This window comes from Frateuria sp., from assembly GCF_035695185.1.
Lineage (GTDB): Bacteria > Pseudomonadota > Gammaproteobacteria > Xanthomonadales > Rhodanobacteraceae > Frateuria_A.
In genome coordinates this window covers 1-26806 of sequence record NZ_DASSES010000037.1, presented here as the reverse complement: position 1 = coordinate 26806, position 26806 = coordinate 1, and the positions used below count along the sequence as shown (strand labels likewise).

The following is a 26806-nucleotide window of genomic DNA, read 5'->3' as shown; positions in this document are numbered from 1 at the left end:
GACAGCCCAAAGAGCCCGGTCCGATGCAGAACATCCATTCCGACAAGATCCTCATCCTCGACTTCGGCGCGCAGTACACGCAGCTGATCGCGCGTCGCGTGCGCGAGCTCGGCGTCTATTGCGAGATCTGGGCGTGGGACCACGACCCGGCCGAAATCGCCCGCTTTGCGCCCAAGGGCATCATCCTGTCGGGCGGTCCGGAGTCGACCACTTTGCCGGGCGCCCCCAAGGCGCCGCAGGAAGTGTTCGATGCGGGCCTGCCGATCCTCGGCATCTGCTACGGCATGCAGACCCTGGCTGCGCAGTTGGGTGGCGCCACCGAGGCTGCCGATGCCCGCGAGTTCGGCCACGCCGAGGTGGACATCACCTTGCAAAGCCGCCTGTTCGCCGGCCTCAGCGATCACACCGACACGCATCGGCTCGATGTATGGATGAGTCACGGCGACCACGTCAGCAAGGCGCCGCCAGGCTTCGCCGTCACCGGCACCACGGACCGCATCCCGGTAGCCGTGATGGAGAACGAGGACAAGCGCTGGTACGGCGTGCAGTTCCACCCGGAAGTCACCCACACGAAGCAGGGCAACGCGCTGCTGAAGCGCTTCGTGGTCGACATCTGCGGCTGCGCCACGCTGTGGACCGCCGACAACATCATCGAGGACCAGATCGCGCGCGTGCGCGAGAAGGTCGGCAGCGACCATGTGCTGCTGGGCCTTTCCGGCGGCGTGGATTCCTCGGTGGTCGCCGCGCTGCTGCACAAGGCGATCGGCGACCAGCTCACCTGCGTGTTCGTCGACACCGGCCTGTTGCGCTTCAAGGAAGGCGATCAGGTGATGGCCACGATGGCCGAGCACATGGGCGTGAAAGTCATCCGCGTCGACGCTGCCGATCGCTACTTCCAGGCGCTCGAAGGCGTGGCGGACCCGGAAGCCAAGCGCAAGATCATCGGCCGCCTGTTCGTGGAGATCTTCGACGAGGAGTCGGCCAGGGTCACCGAAGCCGGGCATGGCCAGGTGAAGTGGCTGGCCCAGGGCACCATCTATCCGGACGTGATCGAGTCGGCCGGCAGCAAGACCGGCAAGGCGCACGTCATCAAGAGCCACCACAACGTCGGTGGCCTGCCGGAGGACATGAAGCTCGGCCTGGTCGAGCCGCTGCGCGAGCTGTTCAAGGACGAGGTGCGCCGCATCGGCGTCGCGCTGGGCCTGCCGCGCGAGATGGTCTACCGCCATCCGTTCCCGGGGCCCGGCCTGGGCGTGCGCATCCTGGGCGAGGTGAAGCGCGAGTACGCCGAACTGCTCGCCCGCGCCGATGCGATCTTCATCGACGAACTGCGCAAGGCCGACCTCTACGACAAGACCAGCCAGGCCTTCGCGGTCTTCCTCCCGGTCAAGTCCGTCGGCGTCGTCGGCGACGCGCGCGCCTACGAATGGGTGATCGCGCTGCGCGCGGTGGAAACCATCGACTTCATGACCGCGCACTGGGCACACCTGCCGTACGAGTTCCTCGGCAAGGTCTCCAACCGCATCATCAACGAGCTGCGTGGCGTCTCGCGCGTGGTCTACGACATCAGCGGCAAGCCACCGGCCACGATCGAGTGGGAATAGCCGATGGCAAGCCGGGTCAGGCGGGCAGCACGACGCCGGTCAGTTCCGTGAGGCGCGCCACCAGCGCCTCCTGGAATGCGGGATCCATCGCCTGGGCAGCCGGCTGCTCGGGCTTCATGTGGTGCCAGTAGCGGCCACTGACCCGTGCTTCGGGGTCCATGCTGGCGGCAAGCCAGCTCTGCGTGCGCTGTCCCGTGTCGATGTCCACCGGGGCCCCGGGGCCGCCCATGCGGGTGCGCACCCAGCCGGGATCGACCGCGCTGCTGATCACGTCGGGCCATCTGCGCGCCAGGCACAAGGCCAACGCCACGACGTACAGCTTGCTTTCGGCGTAGGCCCGGGAGGGATCCCAGCGGCGCTCGGTCCAGTCGATGTCGCGCAGGGGACCTTCGCCCTGGCGGTGAAGGCCGCTGCTGAGGTAGACCAGCCGACCGGGCCGTTCCATTTTCGCCGTCAGCAGGAACGGCGCGAGCGTATTCACCGCCAGGGTGCCGGCATGGCCCTCCGGCGTCGTGTCGCGACCTGGACGGGCGTAGATGCCGGCGTTGTGGATCACTGCGTCCATGCGCCCGATCGCGTTGACCTGCCGGGCGACGTCGCAGGTCTCCACATGGCTTGCAAGGTCCCCGATCGCGACGCCCGCCGCGCGGGGCGCGAGGTCCGCGAGGGCCGCAGCGCGTTCGTTCGACCGCGCGTGCAGCACGACCGCGTGGCCCTGTCCGAGGAGCGCGCGGGCCGCCGCGCGGCCGAGGCCATCGGTGCTACCGGTGATGAAGATGCGCAAGCCGGGTGCTCCCGATCCAGCCCGGCTCGCCATCAGGCGGAGCCGGCGTACTGGTCCACCGCCCCGGCCATCTCGACGAGGGTCTGCTCCATCGACTTGACGCCGTAGGGGTAGAAGTTCGACTTGTCGCCGGCATCCCACTGCCGCTTGAGTTCCGGATCGGAAAGATCCCAGTCCCGGCGGATGGCTTGGGTCGCCTCGCGCAGGGCCTGGTGAAGTTCCGCCGTCGACGGGCGTCCCCAGTAGTAATAGCCGTTCCAGATGCGGCGGATCTCCATCCCGGGCGCGAGCAGGAACGTGTGCGGGATCATCGGCTGGTGCGTGGGGTCGGTGTATTCGAGGATATCCAGTGCATCGCGCACCTGGTGCTTCTCGTCGTACAGGAACGGGTAGTGCGCGCCCAGCTGCTGGCGCAGGTTGTTGGTGGTGTGCCAGTCGTCGATGGTGATCACCACCGGGTGGCAGCTGCCCACGACCAGTTGCGGGTGGAACGCGGTCAGTGCCTTGAGCTGCTCGCGATCCTTCGGACAGAAGAAGCCGCGGATCAGCACCAGCAGCATCAGGTCGGCCGTGCCTTGCAGGTCCGACAGGCGACGCGGCGTTCGGGTGTGGTCGGGAAGGACGAAGTCGGGGAAGGTCCGACCCACGGCGACATCGGGATTCATGGCGGCTCCTGGTGAGCGGAACAGCCGGATGCTGGCCCGTCCGGGTTGAACCACCCGTCAAGGCGGCCTCGGGCGTGGGGCGGTTCCATGAGCCCGCCGGTACAATGCCCCGTCTTTCGTCAATGGTTCCGCGCGTGTCCCTGATCGATCCCGCCAAGCCGCCCGAGCCGGCGTTCTCACCGCAAGATACGGAGTGCATGCGCCGGGCCCTGCAACTGGCGGCGCATGCGCGCGACGCGGAAGGCGAGGTACCCGTGGGCGCGGTGCTGGTGCACGAGGGCCAGATCGTCGGGCTGGGCTGGAACCGCAACATCACCCTGCATGACCCCACGGCGCACGCCGAGATCATGGCCCTGCGCGCGGCGGGCGAGAAATTGGCGAACCACCGCATCGTCGGCGCCACCCTCTACGTGACGCTGGAGCCTTGCGCGATGTGTGCGATGGCGCTGGTGCACGCGCGGATCGGCCGGGTCGTGTACGCGGCGACGGACCCGAAGACCGGCGCGGCCGGCAGCGTGTTCGACACGCTGATATCCGACCGGCACAACCACCGCGTGCTGGTGCAGGGCGGGCTGCTGGCCGCGGAGTCGGGCGACATGCTGCGGGAATTCTTCCGCGCGCGGCGGTGAAGCGGTCTCGCGCGGCGGTGAAGCGGCGTACTGCCGGCTATCAGGCAGCATTCCCTTGCCGGGTGGGCCCCGGCCGCGCCCGCGCCGCCGGGGTCTTCAGGCAAGCAGGAACGCCAGCGCCTCCGCGCATGGCTGCTCGACCTTCAGGTCCAGCAACGGATCGGCCCGCGTGCGCCCCAGGTTCACCGCCGCCACCGGCTTGCCGGCACGCGCTGCCGCGTGGACGAAGCGGTAGCCGGAAAACACCATCAGCGAGGAGCCGACCACCAGCACCGCGTCGGCCGCTTCCATCGCCTGCATCGCCTGCATCACCCGTTCGCGCGGCACGTTCTCGCCGAAGAACACCACGTCGGGCTTGAGTACGCCACCGCACGCCGGGCACGGCGGCACCACGAAATCGTCGAAGTGCGGCGCGTCCAGGTCGGCATCGCCATCCGGCGCTTCGCGGGCAGCCAGCGTGGACCAGCCTGGATTGAGGCGGTCGAGTTCCTGCTGGAACGCCTCGCGCGGCTGGCGCCAGGCGCAACCCATGCAGCGGACCTGGTCCAGCCGCCCGTGCAGGTCCACCACCTGGCGCTGGCCGGCGCGCTGGTGCAGGCCGTCCACGTTCTGCGTGACGAGCAGTTCCAGCCGGCCCTGCGCCTCCAGCCGCTGCAGGGCGTGGTGGGTCCCGTTGGGCCGGGCCTTTCCGAAGTGGCGCCAGCCGACCAGGCTGCGCGCCCAGTAGCGCCTGCGCGTGCGCTCCTCGCCCATGAAGGCCTGGTAGGTCACCGGCGGCGTGCGCTTCCAGGCGCCCTCGGCGTCGCGGTAGTCCGGGATGCCCGAGTCCGTACTGCAGCCGGCGCCGGTCAGCACGAACAGGCGGGGATGGGCGTCGATGAAGCGGGTGAGCGGGGCAGTGGCATGCATGGCGCAAGTATGGCGCGGCACGCGCCCCGCGGGATGCCCGGGCGTGGCCGCCATGCCTCCGGCGGTACCGGTGCGGTCGCGTCCGCGGGCGCTCCTACAGGAACGCTTTACGAGCGTCTCATCTTTCCGTGACGGCGCCTTCAATGCGCCACCACCAAGATGCCTGCGCTGCCGCAGCACCGCCGCCCACGGGTGAATCATGAGCCAGTCCGACCGGACCCTGAGCACGATCAACGACAGAGATCCGTTCGCGATGCGGTACTGGTCCAAGCAGTTGCGCATCTCCGAGCATGACCTGCGCGAGGCGATCGCCGTGGTCGGCACCAATACCCAGGCGGTGCGCCAGTACACCAACCGGCCGCAGGCCAGCCATGCGGACAAGCCGCGCGGCGCCAGCCGCCGACGCGGCGACTGATGGCCCGGCGCAAGGGGACAGCGGACGTGCCCGCAGGCCCCGGCGTCGCCGGACGGCGCCGCCGCCCGCCGCCTGCCGCGATGGCGGGCCCGACCTCCGACCCGGGAGCCTCCATGCCGGCACACGCGGCCGCACCGCTTCGAATCCTCAGTCTTCCCGCCGGGCTCGATGCCGGCACCGCAGGGCGTACCTCCTGGCTGGCGCATGCCGGCGAACTCGGTTTCAGCCACGTGCTCGCGCCGGCGACGTTGCTGGAGGAGGGCGTCGAAGCGATCGACACGATGGTTCGCGTCTGCGGCGAACACGGCCTGGGCCTGCTGCTCGATGTCGACGTGGCACGCCCGTTGCCACCCGAGGCGACCCTGCGCGCCGAGCATCCGGAGTGGTTCCATGCCGTACCCGATCCCGGGGTGCTGCCCGACCCGCGTCGTCCGGCGGCCGAAGCCGGGGTGCGCTGGCGCTTCCACGACGACACGGTGGCGCCCGACGCGCTGGCCTGGTGGTGCGAACGGTTGCTCGGGGCGCTGCGGGCCGGCGCGGCGGGGTTGCGGCTGCGCTCGCTCGATGCCGCCCCGCCGGCCTGGTGGGCGCACCTGGTCGATGGCCTGCGCGGCAAGGTGCCGGAAGCGCTGTTCCTGGGCTGGACCCAGGGACTGGCACCGGCCGACCTGGCGGCGTTCGCCGAGGTCGGTTTCGATCATGCGTTCTGCTCGGCCGAGTGGTGGGACTTCCGTACCGGCTGGCTGGCCCGCGAATTGCGGCGTGTTGCCGGGGTCGCCTCCCCACTGGCCTGCGCGGCGGCGCCCTTTGGCGACCCCGCGGCGGATCGTGGCTTCGGCGCGCGCGATCTCGCCGAGCGCCATCGCCGGCGCGCCGCGTGGTTTGCCGCCACCTGCGCCGGCGGCTGGCTGATGCCCGCCGGCTTCGCACGCGACGACCAGCAGGGACTCGACCTGACCGGCGAGATCCTCGCCATCAATGATTGGCTGTGCCGCCTGGGCGCGCAGGCACGTGAGCCGGCGGTGATCCACGTCGACGACGCCTGGGTCGGTGTCCTGCGCCGGCATGGCGACCTGGCGTGGCTTGCGCTCTTCAACGCCCGGCTGGATGCCGGCACCCCGGTGGAGCTGGGCGCGGTCGCCGGTGGCGCGGCCAGCGCCTACGGCGACTGGACGGCGCCCGACGGCGCGTCCGTCGCCGAGCCGATCACCCTGGCCCCGGGCGAGGTGCGCATCCTCGAAGGCACCCGCACCCGAGCGGTCGCCACGCGCACCAGCACCACCGCGGCCAGGCAGGCGCTGGCCGCGGCCACGCAGTCGCCGCGCATCGCCATCGAGGCGGTCACGCCCTGCGTCGACGATGGGCGTTTCGCGGTCAAGCGCGTGGTCGGTGACGTGGTGACGGTGGAGGCGGACGTGTTCATGGACGGCCACGACAAGCTCGCCGTGGCGCTGCGCTGGCGCGCACTGGACGAGAAGCACTGGCAGGAACTGCGCATGGAGCCGCTCGGCAACGACCGCTACCGCGGCCGCTTCACGCCCTCCCGCATGGGGCGCTACGAATACATCGTGCAGGCCTGGCGAGATGCCTACGCGAGCTACCGCCACGAGATCGTCGCCAAGCACGATGCCGGCGTGCCGATCGCGCTGGAAATGCGCGAAGGCCAGCACCTGGTCGAGCAGACCGCCGCCGGCACCGTACCGGCCCGGCGCAAGCCGTTGCGCGCCCTCGCCAGTGCCCTGGCCAAGGCGGCGGACGACGAGGCCCGCTACCGGCTGATGATCGCCGAGGACACGGCCCGGGCGATGACCGAGGGCGACCTGCGCGCGTTCGCCGTGGAACATCCGCCATTGCCGCTGGAGGTCGACCGCCGCGCCGCCCGGTTCGCCAGCTGGTACGAGCTGTTCCCGCGCTCGATCACCGACAGCCCCGACCGCCACGGCACCTTCCGCGACGTGATCGGACGCCTGCCGGCGATCCGCGACATGGGCTTCGACGTGCTGTACTTCCCGCCCATCCACCCGATCGGCCGTGCCTTCCGCAAGGGGCGCAACAACACGCTCACGCCCGGCGAGCACGATCCGGGCAGCCCCTACGCGATCGGCTCGGCCGAGGGCGGCCACACCGCCATCCATCCCGAGCTGGGCACCCTCGATGACTTCCGCGCGCTGCGTGACGCGGCCCATGCGCATGGACTGGAGCTGGCGCTGGACTTCGCCATCCAGTGCTCGCCCGACCATCCGTGGCTCACCGAGCACCCCGAATGGTTCGACTGGCGCCCGGACGGCAGCCTGCGCTACGCGGAGAATCCGCCGAAGAAATACCAGGACATCGTCAACGTCGACTTCTACCAGGAGGACGCCGTCCCCTCTTTGTGGCAGGCGTTGTGCGACGTGGTGCTGTACTGGGCGGGCCAGGGCGTGCGCACCTTCCGCGTGGACAACCCGCATACCAAGCCGTTTCCGTTCTGGGAATGGATGATCGCGCGCGTGCGCGGCCAGTACCCCGATGCGCTGTTCCTGTCCGAGGCCTTCACCCGGCCCAAGCCGATGTACCGGCTGGCCAAGCTCGGCTTCAGCCAGTCCTACACCTATTTCACCTGGCGCCACACCAAGCACGAGTTCACCGAGTACCTCACCGAACTGGCGCACGGGCCGCCGCGCGAGTTCTTCCGTCCCCACTTCTTCGTCAACACGCCGGACATCAATCCGCACTTCCTGCAGCGCTCCGGCCGCACGGGGTTCCTCATCCGCGCCGCGCTGGCGACCACGCTGTCGGGTTTGTGGGGCATGTACTCCGGCTTCGAGCTGTGCGAGTCGGTGCCGATTCCCGGCAAGGAGGAGTACCTCGACTCGGAGAAGTACGAGATCAAGCCGCGCGACTGGGAGGCGCCGGGCAACATCGTCGCCGAGATCACCCAGCTCAATGCGATCCGACGCGAGCAGCCGGCGCTGCAGAGCCACCTCGGCGTGCGCTTCCTGCATGCCGACAACGAGCAGGTGCTGTTCTTCGAGAAGACGGCGCCCGGTGGGCGCGACCGCGTGCTGGTGGCGATCAACCTCGACCCGCACCACGCGCACGGCGCCACGCTGCACCTGCCGCTGGCCCACTGGGGTGTGGACGAGGACGCACCGCTCATCGTCGAGGACCTGCTGCACGACGCCACGCTGACCTGGCGCGGCGGCCGCCAGCATGTGTGGCTGGGGCAGGGCATGCCGTATGCGATCTGGCGTGTGGAGGCCTGAGCATGCGGATGACTGCAGCCTGCGCGCATCGCTCCTGCTCCCTCCCCTGCCTGCAGGGGAGGGCTGGGGAGGGGTGCTTTTCGCTTAGCCCGGGCGCCCCCCTCCCAGCCTCCCCCTGCAGGCAGGGGGAGCAGCCAGAGCCAAGGAATTCCGCATGAGCGCGCAGCCCAGGACCCCCAGGCGCAGCTTTACCAGCGATCCGCTCTGGTACAAGGACGCGATCATCTACCAGGTGCACGTCAAGTCGTTCTTCGACTCCAACGACGACGGCGTGGGCGACTTCCAGGGCCTGATCGACAAGCTCGACTACATCGTCGAGCTGGGCGTCAACACGCTGTGGTTGCTGCCGTTCTACCCGAGCCCGCGCCGCGACGACGGCTACGACATTTCCGAATACAAGGCGGTGCACCCGGACTACGGCAAGCTCGCCGATGCCAGGCGCTTCATCGCCGCGGCGCACGCGCACGGCCTGCGCGTGATCACCGAGCTGGTGATCAACCATACCTCCGACCAGCACCCGTGGTTCCAGCGCGCCCGCCTGGCCAAGCCCGGCTCGGCCGCACGCAACTTCTACGTGTGGTCGGACACCGACCAGGCCTATTCGGGCACGCGCATCATCTTCCTCGATACCGAGAAGTCCAACTGGACCTGGGACGCGGTCGCCGGCCAGTACTTCTGGCACCGCTTCTTCTCGCACCAGCCCGACCTCAACTTCGACAACCCGGCGGTGATCAAGGCCGTACTCGGGGTCATGCGCTTCTGGCTGGACCTCGGCGTCGACGGCCTGCGACTCGACGCGGTGCCGTACCTGATCGAACGCGAGGGCACCAACAACGAGAACCTGCCCGAGACGCACGACATCCTGAAGCTGATCCGCAAGGAGATCGACGAGCACTATCCCGACCGCATGCTGCTGGCCGAGGCCAACCAGTGGCCGGAGGACACCCAGGACTACTTCGGCGACGGCGACGAATGCCACATGGCGTTCCACTTTCCGCTGATGCCGCGCATGTACATGGCGATCGCGCGCGAGGACCGCTTCCCGATCACCGACATCATGCGCCAGACGCCGGCGATCCCGGACAACTGCCAGTGGGCGATCTTCCTGCGCAACCATGACGAGCTGACGCTGGAGATGGTCACCGACGCCGAGCGCGACTACCTGTGGGAGACCTACGCCGCCGACCGCCGCGCGCGCATCAACCTCGGCATCCGCCGCCGCCTGTCGCCGCTGCTGGAGCGCGACCGCCGCCGTATCGAGCTGATGAACTCGCTGCTGATCACCATGCCCGGCACCCCGGTGCTCTACTACGGCGACGAGCTCGGGATGGGCGACAACATCCACCTGGGCGACCGCGACGGCGTGCGCACGCCGATGCAGTGGTCGATGGACCGCAACGGCGGCTTCTCCAAGGCCGACCCGGCCAAGCTGGTGCTGCCGCCGATCATGGACCCGCTGTACGGCTACCAGGCGGTCAACGCCGAGGCGCAGGCGCGTGACCCGCACTCGCTGCTCAACTGGACCCGTCGCGTGCTGGCCGTGCGCAAGCGCTACAAGGCGTTCGGCCGCGGCAGCATCCGCTTCCTCTACCCGGGCAACCGCAAGATCCTGGCCTACCTGCGCGAGTACGAGGACGAGCAGGTGCTGTGCGTGGCCAACATGTCGCGCACGCTGCAGGCGGTGGAGCTGGACCTGGGTGCGTTCGACGGCCGCGTGCCGGTGGAGATCCTCGGCGGCACCTCGTTCCCGCCGATCGGCCGCCTGCCGTACCTGCTGACCCTGCCGCCGTTCGGCTTCTACGCCTTCCAGCTGTGCGCCAACGCGCAGATGCCGGCCTGGCACCAGGTTCCTGCCGAACCGATGCCGGACTTCGAGACGCTGGTCCTGCGCGGCCCGCTGGTGGACGGCCCGGTGATGGCGCACCACCGCGGGGTCATCGAGCGTGACGTGCTGCCCACCTACCTGGGCCGTCGCCGCTGGTTCGGCGCCAAGGACCGCGGCGTGCCGGCAATCAGCGTGATGTACGGCCAGCCCTGGCCCGACCGCGGCGAGGACCTGGTGATCACCGAGATCATCACCACCCTCGCCGACGGCAGCACCGAACGCTACTGCCTGCCGCTGGGCATCATCTGGGAAGACGAGAACCCGCCCGCGCGCGCGCAGCAGCTGGCGCTGGCGCGGGTGCGACGCGGCCGCCGCGTGGGCTACCTCACCGACGGTTTCGTGCTCGACGCCTTCGTCTCGGGCCTGCTGCGGGGCCTGCGCCAGCGCCTGGAACTGCCGCTCAAGCGGGGAGGAGTGATCCGCTTCACCGCCACGCCGGCCTTCGACGCGCTGGAGTTCCCGGCCGAGGCCGAGAACCGCTGGCTGTCGGCCGAGCAGTCCAACAGCTCGGTGATCGTGCGCGAACGCGGCATGCTCAAGCTCTACCGCCACATCTCGCACGGCCTGAACCCGGAGCTCGAGATGGGCCGCCACCTGACCCGCGTGGGCTACGCCAACACCCCCCCGCTGCTGGGCGAGGTGCTGCACGTGGGCGCCGACGGCATCCCCTCGGCGCTGGCCGTGCTGCAGGGCTTCGTGCGCAACCAGGGCGACGCCTGGCGCTGGACGCTCGATTACCTGCGGCGCACCTGGGACGAATTCAGCCATGCGCAGGATGCCGACGCGCGCACGGAGATCCTTGCCGACTACGACGGTTTCGCCGCGGCCGTGGGCACCCGCCTGGGCGAACTGCATGCGGTGCTCGCGCAACCGAGCGAGGACGAGGCCTTCCGCCCGGAGACCGCCAGCACCGCGGATGTCGGCGACTGGGTGGCCGACGCGCGCGGGCAATTGCAGCGGGCGATCGAGGCGCTGCAAAGCCTGGATCCCCAGGACGCCGCCTTGCGCGAGCAGCGCGAGCGCCTGTTCCAGCGCCGCGCCGCGCTCGAACAGCGCATCGACAGCCTGGCCCGGTCCGGCGAGGGCACGCTGCGCACGCGCGTGCACGGCGACTTCCACCTGGGCCAGGTGCTGGTGGTGCAGGGCGACGCCTGGCTGATCGACTTCGAGGGCGAGCCGGCCCGCCCGCTGGAAGACCGGCGCGTCAAGACCACGCCACTGCGTGACGTGGCCGGCTTCCTGCGCTCGCTCGACTATGTCGCGGCCGTCGCCCAGCGCGGCGAGGAAGGCGTGGCGCCGACCGAGGATCCACTCTTCGCGCCCTTCCTCGAACGCTTCCGCCTGCGCGCCTCGGAGGTGTTCCTGGGTGCCTACATCGCCGTGCTCGAGCGCGCGCCGGTGCGCTGGATCGGCGCCGAAGCGCTGGCGCCGATGCTGGAGCTGTTCCTGCTGGACAAGGCCGCCTACGAGATCGCCTACGAGGCGGCCAACCGGCCCGGCTGGCTGGGCGTGCCGCTGCAGGGCCTGTTGCGGCTGACCGACGAGGCCGCCATCGGCGGAGCGGGCACATGAACGGTCCGGGCGCACTCGACCCCGGTGCCGTGGACGCGTTGCTGCAGGCGCGGCACGGCGATCCCTTCGCGGTGCTGGGGCCACATCACCTCGACGGCCGGCGCGTGGTCCGCACGCTGCAGCCGGGGGCGCATGGCGTCGACGCGGTCGATCCGCAGGGTCAGGTCCTTGCCTCGCTGGTGCCGCTGGCAGACGGCCTGTTTGCGGGGACGGTGCCCGGCGAAGGTCGCTACCGCCTGCGCGTGCACTGGCCGACCGCGGCGCAGGAGCTGGACGACCCGTACGCCTTCGGCACCCTGCTGGCCGACCACGACCTGGAACTGCTCGCCCAAGGCCAGCATCCGGAGCTCTGGCGACAACTGGGGGCGCATCCGGTCGAGCGCGACGGCGTGCCCGGCGTGCGCTTCGCGGTGTGGGCGCCGAATGCGCGGCGGGTCAGCGTGGTCGGCGACTTCAACCAGTGGGACGGTCGCCGCCACCCGATGCGCCTGCGCCTGCCCCACGGCGTGTGGGAGCTGTTCGTGCCCGGCCTGCTGCCCGGCGCCCGCTACAAGTACGAGATCCTTGGCGCCGACTTCTCGGTGCAACAGCGGGCCGACCCGGTGGCGCTGGTCACCGAGGCACCACCAGCCACCGCCTCCATCGTCGCCGCCGATGCACCGTTCCGCTGGACCGACCATGCCTGGATGGCCGAGCGCGCGGGGCGCCAGCGGCTGGATGCGCCGCTGTCCATCTATGAGCTGCACGCCGGCTCGTGGTGGCACACGGAGCAGGGCGAGGCGCCCGGCTGGGACGCGCTGGCCGCGCGCCTGATTCCCTATCTGGTCGGCATGGGCTTCACCCACGTCGAGCTACTGCCGGTGGCCGAGCATCCCTTCGGCGGCTCCTGGGGCTACCAGCCGCTGGGCCAGTACGCGCCGACCGCGCGTTTCGGCCCGCCGGAAGCCTTCGCGCGTTTCGTCGACCGCTGCCACGAGGCGGGACTGGGCGTGATCGTCGACTGGGTGCCGGCGCACTTCCCGACCGACCCGCACGGCCTGGCCCATTTCGACGGTACCGCGCTGTACGAACATGCCGACCCGCGCGAAGGCTTCCACCAGGATTGGAACACGCTGATCTACAACCTCGGACGCGATGAGGTCTCCGGCTTCCTGATCGGCAGCGCGCTGGCCTGGCTGGAGCGCTTCCACATCGACGGCCTGCGCGTGGACGCGGTCGCCTCCATGCTCTACCGCGACTACAGCCGCAAGCACGGCGAGTGGGTGCCCAACGTCCATGGCGGGCGCGAGAACCTGGAGTCGATCGCCTTCCTCAAGCGCTTCAACACCGTGGTACACCAGCGCCACCCGGGCGTGCTCACCATCGCCGAGGAATCGACCGCGTGGCCCGGGGTCACCCGCGCAGCCACCGAAGGCGGCCTGGGCTTCGACTACAAGTGGAACATGGGCTGGATGCACGACACGCTCGAGTACATGTCGCGCGATCCGATCCACCGGCGCTGGCATCACCACGAGATGACCTTCTCGATGGTGTACGCGTACTCCGAGCACTACGTGCTGCCGCTCTCGCACGACGAGGTGGTGCACGGCAAGCGCTCGCTGCTCGGCCGCATGCCCGGTGACGACTGGCAGCGCTTCGCCAACCTGCGCGCCTATTACGGTTTCATGTGGGCGCACCCGGGCAAGAAGCTGCTGTTCGCCGGCGGCGAGCTGGCGCAGCCGACCGAGTGGAACCACGATGCGCAGCTGCCGTGGCACCTGCTGGACGATCCGCGCCACCGCGGCGTGCAGCAGCTGCTGCGTGATCTCAACCACCTGCTCGCGCGCGAACCCGCGCTGCATGCGTGGGATGGCGACCCGCGCGGGTTCCGCTGGGCGATCGGCGACGACGCGAACAACAGCGTGTTCGCCTGGCTGCGCTTCGCCGAAGGCGCGCGTCCGGCGCTGGTGGTGAGCAACCTCACGCCTTCGCCGTTGCACGACTACCGCATCGGCGTGCCGCAGGAGGGCCGCTGGCAGCTGGCGATCAACACCGACGACGCCGGCTACGGCGGTTCGGGCGTGGGGCAGGGCGAGGCGCAGGCCGATCCGGTACCGATCCACGGCCAGCCGCACTCGCTGGCACTCACGCTGCCTCCGCTGGCAACGGTCATCTACCTGGCCGGCCAGCCGTGAGTGGCTCCATGACGCAGCGCACCCGGGGCGTGCCAGCCTGACCACGTCGCAACCACGCGAGCGCGCGCAGGATGCGTCCAGGACTGCCGGAGCTCCGTTGATGCCCACCCTTCCCGAACGCATGCAGCCAGGCTCGCCGTACCCGCTGGGCGCGCACTGCGACGGAATCGGCACCAACTTCGCGGTGTTCTCCGCCCACGCCGAGCGCATCGAACTGTGCCTGTTCGATCCGTCCGGCCGCCGCCAGATCGCCCGCTACGAACTGCCCGAATGCACCGATGAGATCTGGCACGGCTACCTGCCGCGGCTGCGCGGCGGGCAGCTCTACGGCTACCGCGCCCACGGCCCGTACGAGCCGGAGCAGGGCCACCGCTTCAACCCGAACAAGTTGCTGCTCGACCCCTACGCGCGACAGCTTGCCGGCCAGCTGCGGTGGTCGGACGTGCTGCATGGCTATCGCGTGACCTCGCCGCGCGCCGACCTGTCGTTCGACCGCCGCGACAGCGCCGCGGCCATGCCCAAGGCGGTGGTGGTCGACGAATCGATGCACTGGGAAGGGCGCGACCGGCGTCCGCGCACGCCGTGGTCGCGGACGGTCGTCTACGAGGCGCACGTCAAGGGCATCACCCGCTTGCTCAAGCGCATCCGCCCGCACGAACGCGGCACCTTCCTCGCGCTGACCGATCCGTACGTGATCGACCACCTGGTGAACCTGGGCATCACCGCGATCGAGCTACTGCCGATCCACGCCTTCGTGCAGGACCGGCGCCTGGCCGAGATGAAGCTGCGCAACTACTGGGGCTACAACACGCTGGCATTCTTCGCGCCGGAGCCGGCCTACCTGGCCGAGGGCGCGCTGAACGAGATCCGCGCCGCGGTGCAGGCGCTGCACGTGGCCGGCATCGAAGTGATCCTGGACGTGGTCTACAACCACACCGGCGAGGGCAGCGAGCTTGGTCCGACGCTGAGCTTCCGCGGGCTGGACAATGCCAGCTACTACCGCCTGCTGCCGGACAACCCGCGCCACTGCATCAACGACACCGGTACGGGAAACACCGTCAACACCGCGCACCCGCGCGTGCAGCAACTGGTGATGGACTCGCTGCGCTACTGGGTGCAGACCTTCCATGTCGACGGCTTCCGCTTCGACCTTGGCGTCACGCTGGGGCGCGAAGCGCACGGCTTCGACCCGAACTGCGGCCTGTTCGACGCCATGCGCCAGGACCCCGTGCTCAACGGCGTCAAGCTGATCTCCGAGCCCTGGGACGTCGGCCCCGGCGGCTACCAGCTGGGCAACCATCCGCCCGGCTTCGGCGAGTGGAACGGCCAGTTCCGCGACGACGTGCGCCGCTTCTGGAAGGGCGACGCCGGGCTGCGCGGCGCACTGGCCGGACGGCTGCAGGGCTCGGCCGAGCTGTTCGACCACCAGCACCGCCGGCCGTGGGCCTCGCTCAACTTCGTCACCGCGCACGACGGCTTCACCCTGCAGGACCTGGTCAGCTACGAGCACAAGCACAACGAGGCCAACGGCGAGGACAACCGCGACGGGGCCAACGACAACGAAAGCAACAACCACGGCGCCGAGGGGCCGACCGAGGATGCGGCGATCCTCGACGCCCGCGGTCGTGCCAAGCGCGCGATGCTGGCCACGCTGCTGTTCTCGCACGGCACGCCGATGCTGCTCGGTGGCGACGAGTTCGGCCGCAGCCAGGGCGGCAACAACAATGCCTACTGCCAGGACAACGAGATCTCCTGGTTCGACTGGAAGCTGGCCCAATCCGATGGCGGCCGTGCGCTGACCGATTTCGTCGCCCGGCTGGTCCGCCTGCGCGCGCAGCACCCGACACTGCGCGCGGACACGTTCATGCATGGCGGCCCGGAGCTGCTGCCGGGACTCACCCCGGTGTCGTGGTTCAACGAGCGCGGGGCCGCCATGCGCCAGGGCGACTGGGACGACGCGCAGGGCCGCCTGCTGATGCTGCGCCGCGCCTGTCCCAAGGGACGGCGGCACATCGACGTCACCCTGTTGCTGGTCAACGGCACCGGCGAACCGCACACCTTCACGTTGCCCGAGCCCCGGTTGCCCTGGCGCCTGCGCATCGACACCGGCAACCCCGACGCGCCCGAGCGGGACATCGCCGAGGCCACACTGGAGCTGAAGGGTTCCAGCGTCATGTTGCTCTCTGCCGCGCCGCGGCAGGACGGTGCATGAGCGGGCGCTTCCGCCACGCCATGCCCTACGGCGCGGAACTGCAGGGTGATGGACGTACCCGCTTCCGGTTGTGGGCGCCCGACGCCGCGCAGGTACGGCTCGAGCTCGAGCCGGGTGGCGTCCATCCGATGCGCGCGCTGGACGATGGGTGGCACGAGTGCCTGTGCGAAGCGCCCGCCGGGACCCGCTACCGCTATTGCGCGGGCAACCGCCTGCGCGTACCCGATCCGGCCTCCCGCCTGCAGGAGGCGGGCGACGTGCACGGCGCCAGCGTCGTGGTCGATCCCGGCGCCTACACCTGGCGTCACCCCGGCTGGCGCGGGCGTCCCTGGCACGAGGCGGTGGTCTACGAGTTGCACGTGGGTGCCTGCGGCGGCTTCCGCGGCGTGCGGACGATGCTGCCGGACCTGCACGCGCTGGGCGTGACCGTCATCGAGCTGATGCCGATCGCGCAATTCCCGGGACGTCGCAACTGGGGCTACGACGGCGTACTTCCCTTCGCCCCGGCCGCGGCCTACGGCACGCCCGACGAGCTCAAGGCCCTCGTCGACACCGCGCACGGGCTGGGGCTGATGGTGATGCTGGACGTGGTCTACAACCATTTCGGCCCGGACGGCAATTACCTGGGCGCCTACGCCTCGCCGTTCTTCCGCACGGATGGCCCGGGCACGCCCTGGGGCGCGGCGATCGACGTGGCGCTGCCGCAGGTGGGCGACTTCTTCGTGCACAACGCGCTGTACTGGCTGGAGGAGTACCGCTTCGACGGCCTGCGCCTGGATGCCGTGCATGCGCTGCACAACCCGGCCTGGCTGCTCGCGCTCGCCGCGCGCGTGCGGGCGGCCGCTGCCGGCCGGCAGGTCCACCTGGTGCTGGAGAACGAGGCCAACCAGGCGCACCTGCTCGGCCCACGCCGCTTCGACGCGCAGTGGAACGACGATTTCCACAACGCGCTGCACGTGCTGCTGACCGGCGAGACCGCCGGCTATTACGGTGCCTACGCCGACGATCCGGCCGGCAGGCTGGCGCGCTGCCTGGCCGAGGGCTTCGCCTGGCAGGGCGAGCCGATGCGCGGCAAGCCGCGCGGCGAGCCGAGCGGCCGGCTGAGTCCGCTGTGTTTCGTCGACTTCCTGCAGAACCACGACCAGGTCGGCAACCGCGCCCTGGGCGAGCGCCTCACCGTGCTGGTCGATCCGAAACGGCTGGATGCGGCCTACGCGCTGCTGTTGCTCACGCCGTCGGTGCCGATGCTGTTCATGGGCGAGGAGTGGGGCAGCCGCCGGCCGTTCCTGTTCTTCACCGACCACCAGAACGAGCAGCTGCGCACCGCCGTGCGCGAAGGCCGGCGCAAGGAATTCGCCGAATTCGAAGGTCACGGCAAGCAGGACGTGCCCGACCCGAACGCGCCATCGACCTTCGAACGCTCGGTGCCCGACCCGGGCGAGGCGGCCAGCCCGGAAGGCCTCGCGCGCCTGACCCTGGTGCGGCTGCTGCTGGCACAGCGCCGGCGGCACCTGCTGCCGCGCCTGGAGCAGGCACGACCGCTGGGGGCAAGGGCGATCGGCACGCACGCGTTGCAGGCGCACTGGCAACTGGGCGATGCGCGCCTGCACGTGTACTGCAACCTCGGCGACCGCCCGGCTGCCGTCGACGCCAAGGCAACACCCGATGCGCGATGGTTGCACGGCGAGGCGTCGGCGATCGCCGCCCTGGCCGAAGGCCGCCTCGAACCCGCCTGCACCCTGGTCTTCCTGGAACCTTCGGCATGAATGTCAACGCCAATTTCCCTGGCCCTGCAGGGACGCACCCGGCGCGCGGCTGCGCAGCGCACCGGGCGCACGCGTGCAGGTGCTCCCGAGGGCGTTCGTGAGCGATATCGACGCGCGCCTCGCCGAACTGGCCGGGCAGGCCGGTGTGGACGTGCACTGGCGCGATGCCAACGACCGCCCGCAACGGGTGTCCGCACCCACCCTGCGCGCGGTGCTGGAGGCCCTCGGTCTGGCATGCTCGAACGCGGACGACATCGCGGCCAGCCTCGAACGCCTGCGCCGCGAACGCGCCGGCACGCAACTGCCACGCCTGCAGGTCGCCGATGCCGGCCTCCCGTTCCGGGTGCCGCCGGCGACGGCGTCGCGCCGCTGGCGCATCGATGACCCGCATGGCCAACCGGTCGGCGAGGGCACAGTGCCGGCCGGCGAGTGCTCGCTGCGCGCGCCCGTCGCACCCGGCTACTACCGCCTCCTGCTCGGCGGTGAGGAGTGCACGCTCGCCGCCGCGCCCCGGCGCGCGTTCGGCGTGGGCGACATCGCCCATGCGCAGCGCCCCTGGGGCGTGGCCGTGCAGCTGGCCAGCCTGCGCCGGCCGGGCGATGGCGGCATCGGTGACTTCACCGCGCTGGAACAGTGCGCGCGCGCGGCGGCCGCCCGGGGCGCCGACGCGCTGGCGATCAGCCCGGTGCACGCGCTGTTCGCCGCCGCGCCCGAGCGCTACAGCCCCTACGCGCCCTCCAGCCGCCTGTTCCTCAACCCGCTGTACGTCGATCCGGGCCGCGTGGGTGGCGCCGCCGCCCTGCGCACCGTCGCCGACGCGCACAACCTGCGCCAGGAGCTGGCCGAGCTGGAATGGCTGGATCTGATCGACTGGCCGCGCGCCGCCCGCGCCCGCATGACGCTGTTGCATGCGCTGTTCGAATGGTCCTCGGCCGACTCGACGCTCACCCGGGCGCTGTGCGCCTTCCGCCGCGAGCAGGGCGAGGCGCTCGAGCGCCATGCGCGCTTCGAGGCGTTGCAGGTGCACTTCCGGGCGCACGGCACGCCGGGCGGCTGGCAGGCCTGGCCGACCGAGTACCACGACCCGGCCAGCCCGGCGGTGGCGACCTTCGCGCGAGAACACGGCCGCGAGGTGGCCTTCCATGCGTTCCTGCAATGGCTCGCCCAGCGCGGCCTGGAAGACGCCCAGCACACCGCGCGCGCCTCGGGCATGGCGATCGGGCTGATCTCGGACCTGGCGGTCGGCACCGATCCGGGCGGCAGCCAGGCCTGGAGCCACCATGGCGAGGTACTGCACGGCCTCTCGGTCGGTGCGCCGCCGGACCTGCTCAACCGCAACGGGCAGGACTGGGGGCTCACCACGTTCTCGCCGCGGGGGCTCGAGCGCAGCGGCTACGCCGGCTATCTGGCCATGCTGCGGACCGCGCTCGCCCACGCCGGCGGCGTGCGCATCGACCACGTACTGGGCCTGAAGCGCCTGTGGCTGGTGCCGCACGGCTTCGGCGCCACCGAGGGGGCCTACGTGCGCTACCCGCTGGACGACATGCTGCGGCTGCTCGCCATCGAGTCGCACCATTACCGCGCCGTGGTGATCGGCGAAGACCTCGGCACGGTGCCGGCCGACTTCCGCCAGCGCCTCGCGGCGGCCGGCGCGCTGGGCATTCGCGTGCTCTGGTTCGAGCGTGCGGCCGATCGCGGCTTCATCGCGCCGGCGCACTGGTCGTCCGAGGCGATGGCGACCACCTCCACCCACGACGTGCCGACGGTGGCCGGCTGGTGGAGTGGGCGCGATATCGAGTGGCGCGCGCGCACGGGCCTGGCCGAGCCGGGCGTCGACGAGGCCGCCGAGCGCGCGATGGACCGCGAACGCCTCTGGCGCGCGCTCTGTGCCTCGGGCGCGGCACAGGATGCCGGTGGCTCGCCTGACGAGAATCGCCCGCCCTCGCCGGAGGACGTGGCCCCCGTGGCCATCGCCGCGGCGGGTCACGTCGCCCGTGCGCCGGCGCCGCTGGTGGTCATCCCGGCCGAGGACCTGCTGGCGTTGCCGGAGCAGCCCAACCTGCCGGGTCCCACCGATGCAATGCATCCCAACTGGCGCCGCCGGTTGCCCGAGTCGGCCGCCGCGCTGTTCGACGGTCCGGTGGCGCAGGCCTGCTGTGGAGCCGTCGCCGCCGCGCGTGGCGTGTCATGACTGCACGGCTGCGCCGCGCTGTCTCGACGCCGCGGGAAGCACGACGGTGCGTCCGCGGGGGGCTGCCGCAAACCCGCTTCCTCACCCCGGACCTTTCGGAAGGGCGGAGGTTTCCGTCCGGAGGATCCTCTCCTCCGTTCGCCCTGGACGCAGCGAGGCGAAGCCGAAGGGCCTTGCCGTGAGCGATCCCGCACCTGTCCCGCCGCGCGCGCTGGCCCGGCTGCAACTGCATGCCGGCTTTACCCTCGACGATGCCGCTGCGCAGGTCGACTACTACGCCGACCTGGGCATCAGCCACCTCTATGCCTCGCCGCTGTTCGCCGCGCGCCCCGGTTCGAACCACGGCTACGACGTCGTCGACTACCACCAGGTCAACCCCGAGCTCGGCGGCGAGCCGGCGCTGCGCCGGCTGGTCCGGCGACTGCGCGCGCAGGGCATGGGCCTGGTGCTGGACATCGTGCCTAACCACATGTTCGCCGGTCCCGGCAACGCCTGGTGGACGGACCTGCTGCGCCACGGCCGCGCCAGTCGCTACGCGGGCTATTTCGACATCGACTGGCGCAGCCCCGATCCGCTGGTGCGCGGACACGTGCTGCTGCCCATCCTCGGCAAGCCGTATGCGCAGGCGCTGCGCGACGGCGACGTGCGGCTGGAGCGAGACGGGCCGGAATACGGGTTGCGCGTGCACGACAGCCCGCTGCCGCTTGCGCCCTCCACGATCGCCGCGCTGCGCGGGGCAGGGGAAGCGGCCACCGTGCTGGCCGCGCACGACGGCCGGCACGAAGACGGCTTCCAGCGGTTGCACGCCCTGCTGGAACAGCAGCACTACCGCCTCGCGCTGTGGAAGCTGGCCAACGACACGATCGACTACCGGCGCTTCTTCGACATCAACGAACTGGCCGGCCTGCGCATGGATCGCACGCGCGTGTTCGAGGACTGCCACGCGCTGCTGTTCCGGCTCTATGCCGAGGGCCTGATCGATGGCCTGCGCGTGGACCACGTCGACGGACTGGCCGACCCGCACCGCTACTGTCGCCAGCTGCGCCACCGGCTGCGCCGCCTGCAGCGCCAGCGTCCGGCCGACGCGCCGCGCGGCCCGGCCTACCTGGTGGTGGAGAAGATCCTCGCCGAAGGCGAACGGCTGCGGCAGGGTTGGCGCATGGACGGCACCACCGGCTACGAGTTCATGGACCAGGTCGGCGCGCTGCTGCACGACGGCGCCGGCGAGGGGATGCTGACCGAGCTGTGGCAGGCCATCAGTGGCGAGCGCGCGGACTTCGCGGCGGTGGCGAGTGCCGCGCGGCGCCAGATCCTGGTCGACAGCTTCGAATCGGAGCTGGACCGTACCGCCCGCGCGCTGTTCGACGCGGCACGCGCCGATGTCTCGACCCGCGACGTCAGCCTGCCGGCGATCCGCCGCGTCCTGGTGGAGCTGCTGGTGCACTTCCCGGTCTACCGCACCTATGCCGGCGGGCTGGGCCGCGACGCGGTCGACGAGGCGGTGTTCCAGCAGGCCTATGCACGTGCACGCCACCACGTGCGCATCGAGGACCGCGAGCTGCTCGCCGAGGTGGCCGCCTGGCTCGGTGGGCAGGCGCCACGCGGCCTGCCGCCGGGCCGCGTGCGGCAGGCGCGCGAACGGGCGATGCGCATCTTCCAGCAGGCCACCTCGCCGATGGCGGCCAAGGCGGTGGAGGACACCGCCTGCTACCGCTACGGCCGGCTGCTCTCCCGCAACGAGGTCGGCGCCGATCCCGGTCACCTGGCGCTGGACATCCCCACCTTCCACGCGCTGTGCGCCGAGCGCGCGCATGATTTCCCGCACAACCTGCTGGCCACCGCCACGCACGACCACAAGCGCGGCGAGGATGCGCGTGCCCGCCTGGCGGTGCTCTCGCAGGCCGCCGTGGTGCCGCACTGGGCCGGCACCGTGCAGCGCTGGCGCGAGCGCAACGCTTCGCTGCATACGCTGCTCGAGGGGGCGACGGCGCCCTCGCCGGCGGACGAATACATGCTGTACCAGACCCTGGTCGGCGCATGGCCGCTGACGCTCGCACCGGACGATGCGGACGGGCTGGCCGCCTTCCGTGAACGCATCGCGCAGTGGCAGCGCAAGGCGCTGCGCGAAGCCAAGCGCCGTTCGCGCTGGACCCGTCCCAACGAGCCCTATGAGGACGCCTGCGAGCGCTTCCTTGCCGCCCTGCTGGCGCCGGCCAGCGGCTTCGCCGGCGAACTGCACGCGTTCGTGCAGCGCATCGCCGCCGCCGGTGCCGCCAACAGCCTGGTGCAGACCACGTTGCGGCTGACCACCCCCGGCGTGCCGGACACCTACCAGGGCACCACGTTCTGGGATTTCAGCCTGGTCGATCCGGACAACCGCCACCCGGTCGACTTCCCGGCCCACCGCGCCGCGCTGGCCGCCGGTGCGGCCTGGGACGACCTGCTGCGGCGCTGGCGCGACGGCGCGCTCAAGCAGCGCCTGCTCCACGAGCTGCTGCAGCTGCGCGCGCGCCATCCGGCGGCATTCGCCCAGGGTGGCTATCGCCAGTTGACGGTCGAGGCCGGCGGCGCGGACGCCGGCAACCGGCTGCTGGCCTTCGAACGCGGACTCGACGGCCAGGCAGTCGTCGTGCTGGCCCTGCGCCATACGGCGGGGGTACTGTTCGATGCGCGCGATCCGCACTGGGACGCCGCCGCGAGCGCCAGCCTGCTGTCGCCCGGGGCGCGTGTACGCGGAATCACGCCCGGCCGCTACCGCAGCCTGTTCGGCGAAGGCGTGGCCAGCGTCGGCGACGTGCTCTCGCCGGCCGCCTGGCTGGCGCCGCTGCCGGTCGCGGTGCTGGAACCGCTGGCGTCCTGATCCGGCGCCGGCCGTGCAGCGGCCGGCCCTGCGAGGAGCATGCAGATGACGAACGCGCATCCGTCGGAACCACGCCATCCCTGGCTGGGTCTGGCCGGCTGGTGGCTGCTCAGCTTCGCCGCGGCGGCCATCGGTGCAGCGGCCTCCCTCCAGGCCCGCGCGTTCTACGCCCAGCTGGTGCAGCCGTCCTGGGCGCCGCCGGCGGCGGTATTCGGGCCGGTGTGGACGTTGCTCTATGCCCTGATGGGACTGGCTGCCTGGTGCGTCTGGCGCGCCGGCGGCTGGAACCGGCGTCGCGGCGCGCTGGGGTTGTTCGTCGCGCAGCTGGCCGTCAACGCCGCCTGGAGCTGGCTGTTCTTCGGCTGGCAGCTGGGCGGATGGGCGTTCGTGGACATCGCCGTGCTGTGGCTGCTGTTGCTGGCGACGGTGCTGGCGTTCTGGCGCGTGCGCCCGGTCGCCGGTGCGCTGCTGTTGCCGTACCTGGGCTGGGTGAGCTTCGCCGCGGCGCTGAACTGGCGCGTGTGGCAACTCAACCCGACGGTGCTGGGATGAACCCGGCCCGTCAGCCCCCGACTTGCCGGTAGGCCTGCAGCGCACGCTGGCGCGACCGCGCCAGGTCGACCATCGGCGCGGGATACCCGCTGCGCCGGAGCAGCGCGGGATCCTTCCACGGCTCGTGCCGCAACGGCGCGGGTGCCGCGGCCAGCTCGGGCAGCCAGCGCGCCAGGTAGCGGCCCTGCGGATCGAAGCGCAGCGCCTGGGTGACCGGGTTGAACACGCGGAAGTAGGGTGCCGCGTCGGCCCCGCAACCGGCCACCCATTGCCAGCCCATCGTGTTGTTGGCCAGATCGGCGTCGACCAGCGTGTCCCAGAACCAGGCGGCGCCGTGGCGCCAGTGCTGGCGCAGGTTCTTGGTCAGGAAGCTGGCCACGATCATGCGCACGCGGTTGTGCATCCAGCCCGTGTGCCACAACTCGCGCATGCCCGCATCGACGAGCGGGATGCCGGTGCGCCCCTGTTGCCAGCGTGCCAGTGAGTGCGCATCCGGCGCCTCCCACAGCCCGTCCCCCATGCGCGGGTTGAAGTTCGTGGTGGGGGTGGCGGGAAAGTGGTACAGCAGGTGATGGGCGAACTCGCGCCAGCCGAGCTCGCGCAGGTAGGGTTCGAGGTCGAGGCGGCCGCCGGCACGCTCGTTGCGCGCGGCCAGCCGGTGGTGGATCTGGCGCGGCGAGATCTCGCCGAAGTGCAGGTGCGGCGACAGCCGTGACGTGCCGTGGCGCGCCGGCAGGTCGCGCACCTGCGCGTAGTCCGCCAGCGCATCGTCGGCAAAGATGTCCAGCAGCTCGTGTGCGCCCGCCTCGCCGGGGCGCCAGGCCGCGGCCAGGCCGCCATCCCAGGGCCGGTCCGGCAGCAGGCCGAGCGAGGACAGCGGCAGCGCGCCGTTCATTTCACGCCACTCCCCGAGGGACGGCTCGGGCAGGGGCGCTTCCGACGCCAGTTGCGCGCGCAGCGTCCGCCAGTACGGGCTGAATACCCGGTACGGCCCGCCTTGCCCGGTGGCGATGCGCCAGGGCTCGCACCAGAGGGCGGCAGGGTGGCTGTGCACCTCGATACCCTGTTCCTGCAACGCGGACTTCAGCCGGGTGTCCCGCGCGATCGCGGCCGGTTCGTAGAGCCGGTTCCAGTACACCGCGGTCGCGCCGCTTTGCGCCACCAGCGCAAGCAGGGTCTCGAGCGTGGGGCCGCGGGCCAGGTGCAGGCCGGCCTGTCGTTCCCGCAGTGCTCCCGCCAGCGCGGCCAGCGAATGGTGCAGCCACCACCGGCTGGCGGCACCGGGCGGGAAATCGCCTTCCTCTTCGGGCGCGTGCACGTACACCGGCAGGACGCGGGCGTGCGAAGCGCAGGCGGCGCTCAGGGCGGGATTGTCAGCCAGGCGCAGGTCACGCCGGAACAGCACCAGGGCGACGCTCATCGCAGGTCGGCGGTGTGCGGGGTGAGGCTGCGCGCGCCGGGATGCGGGGAGCGGGACATCGGCGCAGCCTAGCGTCGCGCCGGGCCTCGCTCAATGTCGCGCATGCCTGGCCGACAGGCAGGCGGGCGTCGGGCTGGTTTGCCTGCGCTGCGGCGGACGGGCATGCAAAAGGCGCGGCCGTCGCCGCGCCTTGTCAGCATCCGCTGTCGCTTCAGATCAGCCAGCAGGTGGCCGGCTGCGTGGGGGAAATCCAGGGGAACTCGTCTTCCTCCTCGCGTTCCGGGGTCGGCACCGGCACGCGCGGCGTGCGACGGTCCTCGATCGGCCATTCGATCTCGGAGTGGCGACGGTCCTGCGGGGCGTCCTCGTCGGTCGGCCAGCGCGGTGTCTGCTCCGGTCCGATCGCCGGTCCGTTGATGGTCCAGTCGTGATCGCGGATGAAGCCGGGATGGCGACGGAGGGTAGAGGGGCTGCGGACGTTCATGGTCATCGGGCGAAACACCTTCCAAAACAACTGGATGTAGTTTCTTTTTCGGGCTGTCTACGGAGCGCGAAAAGAAGGCTGCCGATGCTTTAAAAACACCTGTCGGGCAGGCGCCGGGCCCCAGCCGGTTGGCCCCCGTTCAGAGATCGAGCACCCGGTCCAGTCCGCGATGCACGCCGCGCAACGCCGGCACCTTGCGCACGGCCAGCAGCGCGCCGTCGACGTAGGGGCGGGCGCTGCTGCCCGCATCGTGGCGCAGGGTGAGTTTCTGGTCGGGCATGCCGAAGATCACTTCGGCGCCGATCACGAAGCCGGGCAGCCGGATCGAGTGCACCTGCGACCCGGCCAGCGTCGCCCCGCGCGCATCACGGACGCCGAGGGTCTGCTCCAGCGGTACCGTCGGCTGTGGCGTCTGCACGCGCCCCAGCCGGCTGGCCAGTTCGCGCGCGGTGCCGCTGGGGGCGTCGCGCTTGTCGTCGTGCGCGTAGTCGATGATCTCCCATTGCGGGATGTAGCGGGCCGCCATCTCGGCGAACTTCTGCAGCAGCACCACCGTCAACGCGAAATTGCCGCAGGCGAGCACGCCCAGGTCCTTCGCGCGCGCGACCGCATCGATCTGCGCGTAGTCCTCGTCGCCAAGGCCCGAGGAGCCGACGACCACGTGGGCGCCGTGCTCCAGGGCGGCGAGGATGTTGGCCTTGGCCGTCGCCACGCCGGTGTATTCGACGAACACATCGCAGTGCCGTGCGAGCGCCTCGCCGGCGCTGGCGAAGACCGGGCAGGCGAGTGGCTTGCCACCCAGCGCCACGCCCAGGTCCTGCCCGGCATGCCGGCGCCCAACCGCGGCCACCAGGGTCAGGTCTGGCGTGTGCGCCATCGCCCTGGCCAGTTCCGAACCGGCCCAGCCGGTCGCACCCGCCAGACAGACGTCGAGACTCATGATCGATGGCTCCTTACCCGTGTTGCTCGTGCGCACAAGGATAGCGTCAGTGGATTTGCCGCCGCGCCTTCGCCGGGCGCAGCGACCTTTACAACTGGATGCGCACGCCGGCCACCCATTGCCACTCCAACCGGCCGCGCCCCTGGTCGGCGCTGGCGCCGAAGCGCCGGATCCAGACCCCGCCCACGTACGGCGCCACCTCGCGCCGGAGCTCGTAGCGCAGGCGCAGGCCCAGCGAGGCGTCGGCCAGGCCGCTGCCCAGCCCGCGCGCCGGGTCGGCCTTGCCGTACGCGTCGAGTTCGAACTCCGGTTGCAGGATCAGCCGCTGGGTGAAGAGCAGCTCGTAATCGGCGCGCAGGCGCGCGGCGGTCCGCCCCGCGGGCCCCACGTAGCCGGTTGCCTCCAGTTCGAACCAGTAGGGCGCCAGGCCCTGGATGCCGAAGGCGACCCATTGGCGGTCCGGCCCTTCGCCGGTGTCCGTGCGCACGCCCAGTTGCGT

General features: G+C 71.0%; 18 protein-coding genes. 11 read left to right on the top strand and 7 right to left on the bottom strand.

The genetic code is table 11. From position 1 onward, the window contains the following. Positions 1-23: 23 nt before the first annotated feature. A complete protein-coding gene (gene guaA / locus VFH59_RS02710; RefSeq protein ID WP_325163351.1) occupies positions 24-1604 on the top strand; it encodes a glutamine-hydrolyzing GMP synthase in 1581 nt (526 codons plus the stop codon). A gap of 16 nt (positions 1605-1620) precedes the next feature. Here the strand turns inward: guaA and VFH59_RS02705 are convergent, their stop codons facing one another. Continuing rightward, on the bottom strand, positions 1621-2388 hold the full coding sequence (locus tag VFH59_RS02705; protein WP_325163350.1) for an SDR family NAD(P)-dependent oxidoreductase: 768 nt from the start codon (positions 2386-2388) through the stop codon (positions 1621-1623). A gap of 32 nt (positions 2389-2420) precedes the next feature. After that, entirely contained in the window at positions 2421-3053 is a 633-nt protein-coding gene (locus VFH59_RS02700; protein ID WP_325163349.1) for a peroxiredoxin-like family protein, read from the bottom strand. A 122-nt stretch (positions 3054-3175) separates the two neighbouring features. On the opposite strand from VFH59_RS02700, the gene tadA reads away from it, so the two are divergent. Beyond that, on the top strand, positions 3176-3682 hold the full coding sequence (tadA, locus tag VFH59_RS02695) for a tRNA adenosine(34) deaminase TadA (protein ID WP_325163365.1): 507 nt from the start codon (positions 3176-3178) through the stop codon (positions 3680-3682). Between the two features lie 96 nt (positions 3683-3778). Here tadA and VFH59_RS02690 read toward each other — a convergent pair whose 3' ends face one another. Then, complete coding sequence (locus VFH59_RS02690; RefSeq protein ID WP_325163348.1) at positions 3779-4591, bottom strand: NAD-dependent protein deacetylase; 813 nt, start codon at positions 4589-4591, stop codon at positions 3779-3781. A 199-nt stretch (positions 4592-4790) separates the two neighbouring features. On the opposite strand from VFH59_RS02690, the gene VFH59_RS02685 reads away from it, so the two are divergent. The 9 genes from VFH59_RS02685 (at position 4791) to VFH59_RS02645 (ending at position 23463) form a co-directional block, all read left to right on the top strand. After that, positions 4791-5006: a DUF3606 domain-containing protein gene (locus tag VFH59_RS02685; protein WP_325163347.1), complete on the top strand. Its 216-nt coding sequence runs from the start codon at positions 4791-4793 to the stop codon at positions 5004-5006. Between the two features lie 113 nt (positions 5007-5119). Then, complete coding sequence (locus VFH59_RS02680) at positions 5120-8251, top strand: maltotransferase domain-containing protein (protein ID WP_325163346.1); 3132 nt, start codon at positions 5120-5122, stop codon at positions 8249-8251. A 154-nt stretch (positions 8252-8405) separates the two neighbouring features. After that, positions 8406-11708 (top strand): maltose alpha-D-glucosyltransferase, encoded by a 3303-nt coding sequence (gene treS / locus VFH59_RS02675; protein ID WP_325163345.1) that lies wholly within the window; start codon positions 8406-8408, stop codon positions 11706-11708. Then, complete coding sequence (gene glgB / locus VFH59_RS02670) at positions 11705-13882, top strand: 1,4-alpha-glucan branching protein GlgB (protein WP_325163344.1); 2178 nt, start codon at positions 11705-11707, stop codon at positions 13880-13882. The genes treS and glgB overlap by 4 nt, the downstream gene beginning before the upstream one ends. 100 nt (positions 13883-13982) lie before the next feature. Beyond that, positions 13983-16094, top strand: a complete 2112-nt coding sequence (glgX, locus tag VFH59_RS02665) for a glycogen debranching protein GlgX (RefSeq protein ID WP_325163343.1) — start codon at positions 13983-13985, stop codon at positions 16092-16094. Next, positions 16091-17860, top strand: coding sequence for a malto-oligosyltrehalose trehalohydrolase (gene treZ / locus VFH59_RS02660; RefSeq protein WP_325163342.1), 1770 nt, complete (start codon positions 16091-16093; stop codon positions 17858-17860). Before glgX ends, treZ begins: the two co-directional genes overlap by 4 nt. 97 nt (positions 17861-17957) lie before the next feature. Further along, positions 17958-20051, top strand: a complete 2094-nt coding sequence (malQ, locus tag VFH59_RS02655; RefSeq protein WP_325163341.1) for a 4-alpha-glucanotransferase — start codon at positions 17958-17960, stop codon at positions 20049-20051. Positions 20052-20229: 178 nt separating this feature from the next. After that, a complete protein-coding gene (gene treY, locus VFH59_RS02650) occupies positions 20230-22911 on the top strand; it encodes a malto-oligosyltrehalose synthase (RefSeq protein ID WP_325163340.1) in 2682 nt (893 codons plus the stop codon). A gap of 45 nt (positions 22912-22956) precedes the next feature. Further along, a complete protein-coding gene (locus VFH59_RS02645) occupies positions 22957-23463 on the top strand; it encodes a TspO/MBR family protein (RefSeq protein ID WP_325163339.1) in 507 nt (168 codons plus the stop codon). 10 nt (positions 23464-23473) lie between these two features. Here VFH59_RS02645 and VFH59_RS02640 read toward each other — a convergent pair whose 3' ends face one another. The 4 genes from VFH59_RS02640 to VFH59_RS02625 form a co-directional block, all read right to left on the bottom strand. Next, positions 23474-24883, bottom strand: coding sequence for a deoxyribodipyrimidine photo-lyase (locus tag VFH59_RS02640; RefSeq protein ID WP_325163338.1), 1410 nt, complete (start codon positions 24881-24883; stop codon positions 23474-23476). 211 nt (positions 24884-25094) lie between these two features. Further along, a complete protein-coding gene (locus VFH59_RS02635; protein WP_325163337.1) occupies positions 25095-25373 on the bottom strand; it encodes a hypothetical protein in 279 nt (92 codons plus the stop codon). A gap of 133 nt (positions 25374-25506) precedes the next feature. Then, complete coding sequence (gene dapB / locus VFH59_RS02630; RefSeq protein WP_325163336.1) at positions 25507-26307, bottom strand: 4-hydroxy-tetrahydrodipicolinate reductase; 801 nt, start codon at positions 26305-26307, stop codon at positions 25507-25509. Positions 26308-26395: 88 nt separating this feature from the next. After that, positions 26396-26806, bottom strand: a 411-nt coding sequence (locus VFH59_RS02625; RefSeq protein WP_325163335.1) for a copper resistance protein B, incomplete at its 5' end; no start/stop codon positions are given.

Bases quoted from the DNA above. Each gene is read 5' to 3' on its own strand.
- VFH59_RS02635 (WP_325163337.1), bottom strand. From the start codon at position 25,373: ATGACCATGAACGTCCGCAGCCCCTCTACCCTCCGTCGCCATCCCGGC.
- VFH59_RS02640 (WP_325163338.1), bottom strand. From the start codon at position 24,883: ATGAGCGTCGCCCTGGTGCTGTTCCGGCGTGACCTGCGCCTGGCTGAC.
- VFH59_RS02680 (WP_325163346.1), top strand. From the start codon at position 5,120: ATGCCGGCACACGCGGCCGCACCGCTTCGAATCCTCAGTCTTCCCGCC.
- treS (WP_325163345.1), top strand. From the start codon at position 8,406: ATGAGCGCGCAGCCCAGGACCCCCAGGCGCAGCTTTACCAGCGATCCG.
- glgX (WP_325163343.1), top strand. From the start codon at position 13,983: ATGCCCACCCTTCCCGAACGCATGCAGCCAGGCTCGCCGTACCCGCTG.
- VFH59_RS02700 (WP_325163349.1), bottom strand. From the start codon at position 3,053: ATGAATCCCGATGTCGCCGTGGGTCGGACCTTCCCCGACTTCGTCCTT.
- guaA (WP_325163351.1), top strand. From the start codon at position 24: ATGCAGAACATCCATTCCGACAAGATCCTCATCCTCGACTTCGGCGCG.
- treZ (WP_325163342.1), top strand. From the start codon at position 16,091: ATGAGCGGGCGCTTCCGCCACGCCATGCCCTACGGCGCGGAACTGCAG.
- dapB (WP_325163336.1), bottom strand. From the start codon at position 26,307: ATGAGTCTCGACGTCTGTCTGGCGGGTGCGACCGGCTGGGCCGGTTCG.
- VFH59_RS02690 (WP_325163348.1), bottom strand. From the start codon at position 4,591: ATGCATGCCACTGCCCCGCTCACCCGCTTCATCGACGCCCATCCCCGC.
- VFH59_RS02685 (WP_325163347.1), top strand. From the start codon at position 4,791: ATGAGCCAGTCCGACCGGACCCTGAGCACGATCAACGACAGAGATCCG.
- glgB (WP_325163344.1), top strand. From the start codon at position 11,705: ATGAACGGTCCGGGCGCACTCGACCCCGGTGCCGTGGACGCGTTGCTG.
- tadA (WP_325163365.1), top strand. From the start codon at position 3,176: ATGGTTCCGCGCGTGTCCCTGATCGATCCCGCCAAGCCGCCCGAGCCG.
- VFH59_RS02645 (WP_325163339.1), top strand. From the start codon at position 22,957: ATGACGAACGCGCATCCGTCGGAACCACGCCATCCCTGGCTGGGTCTG.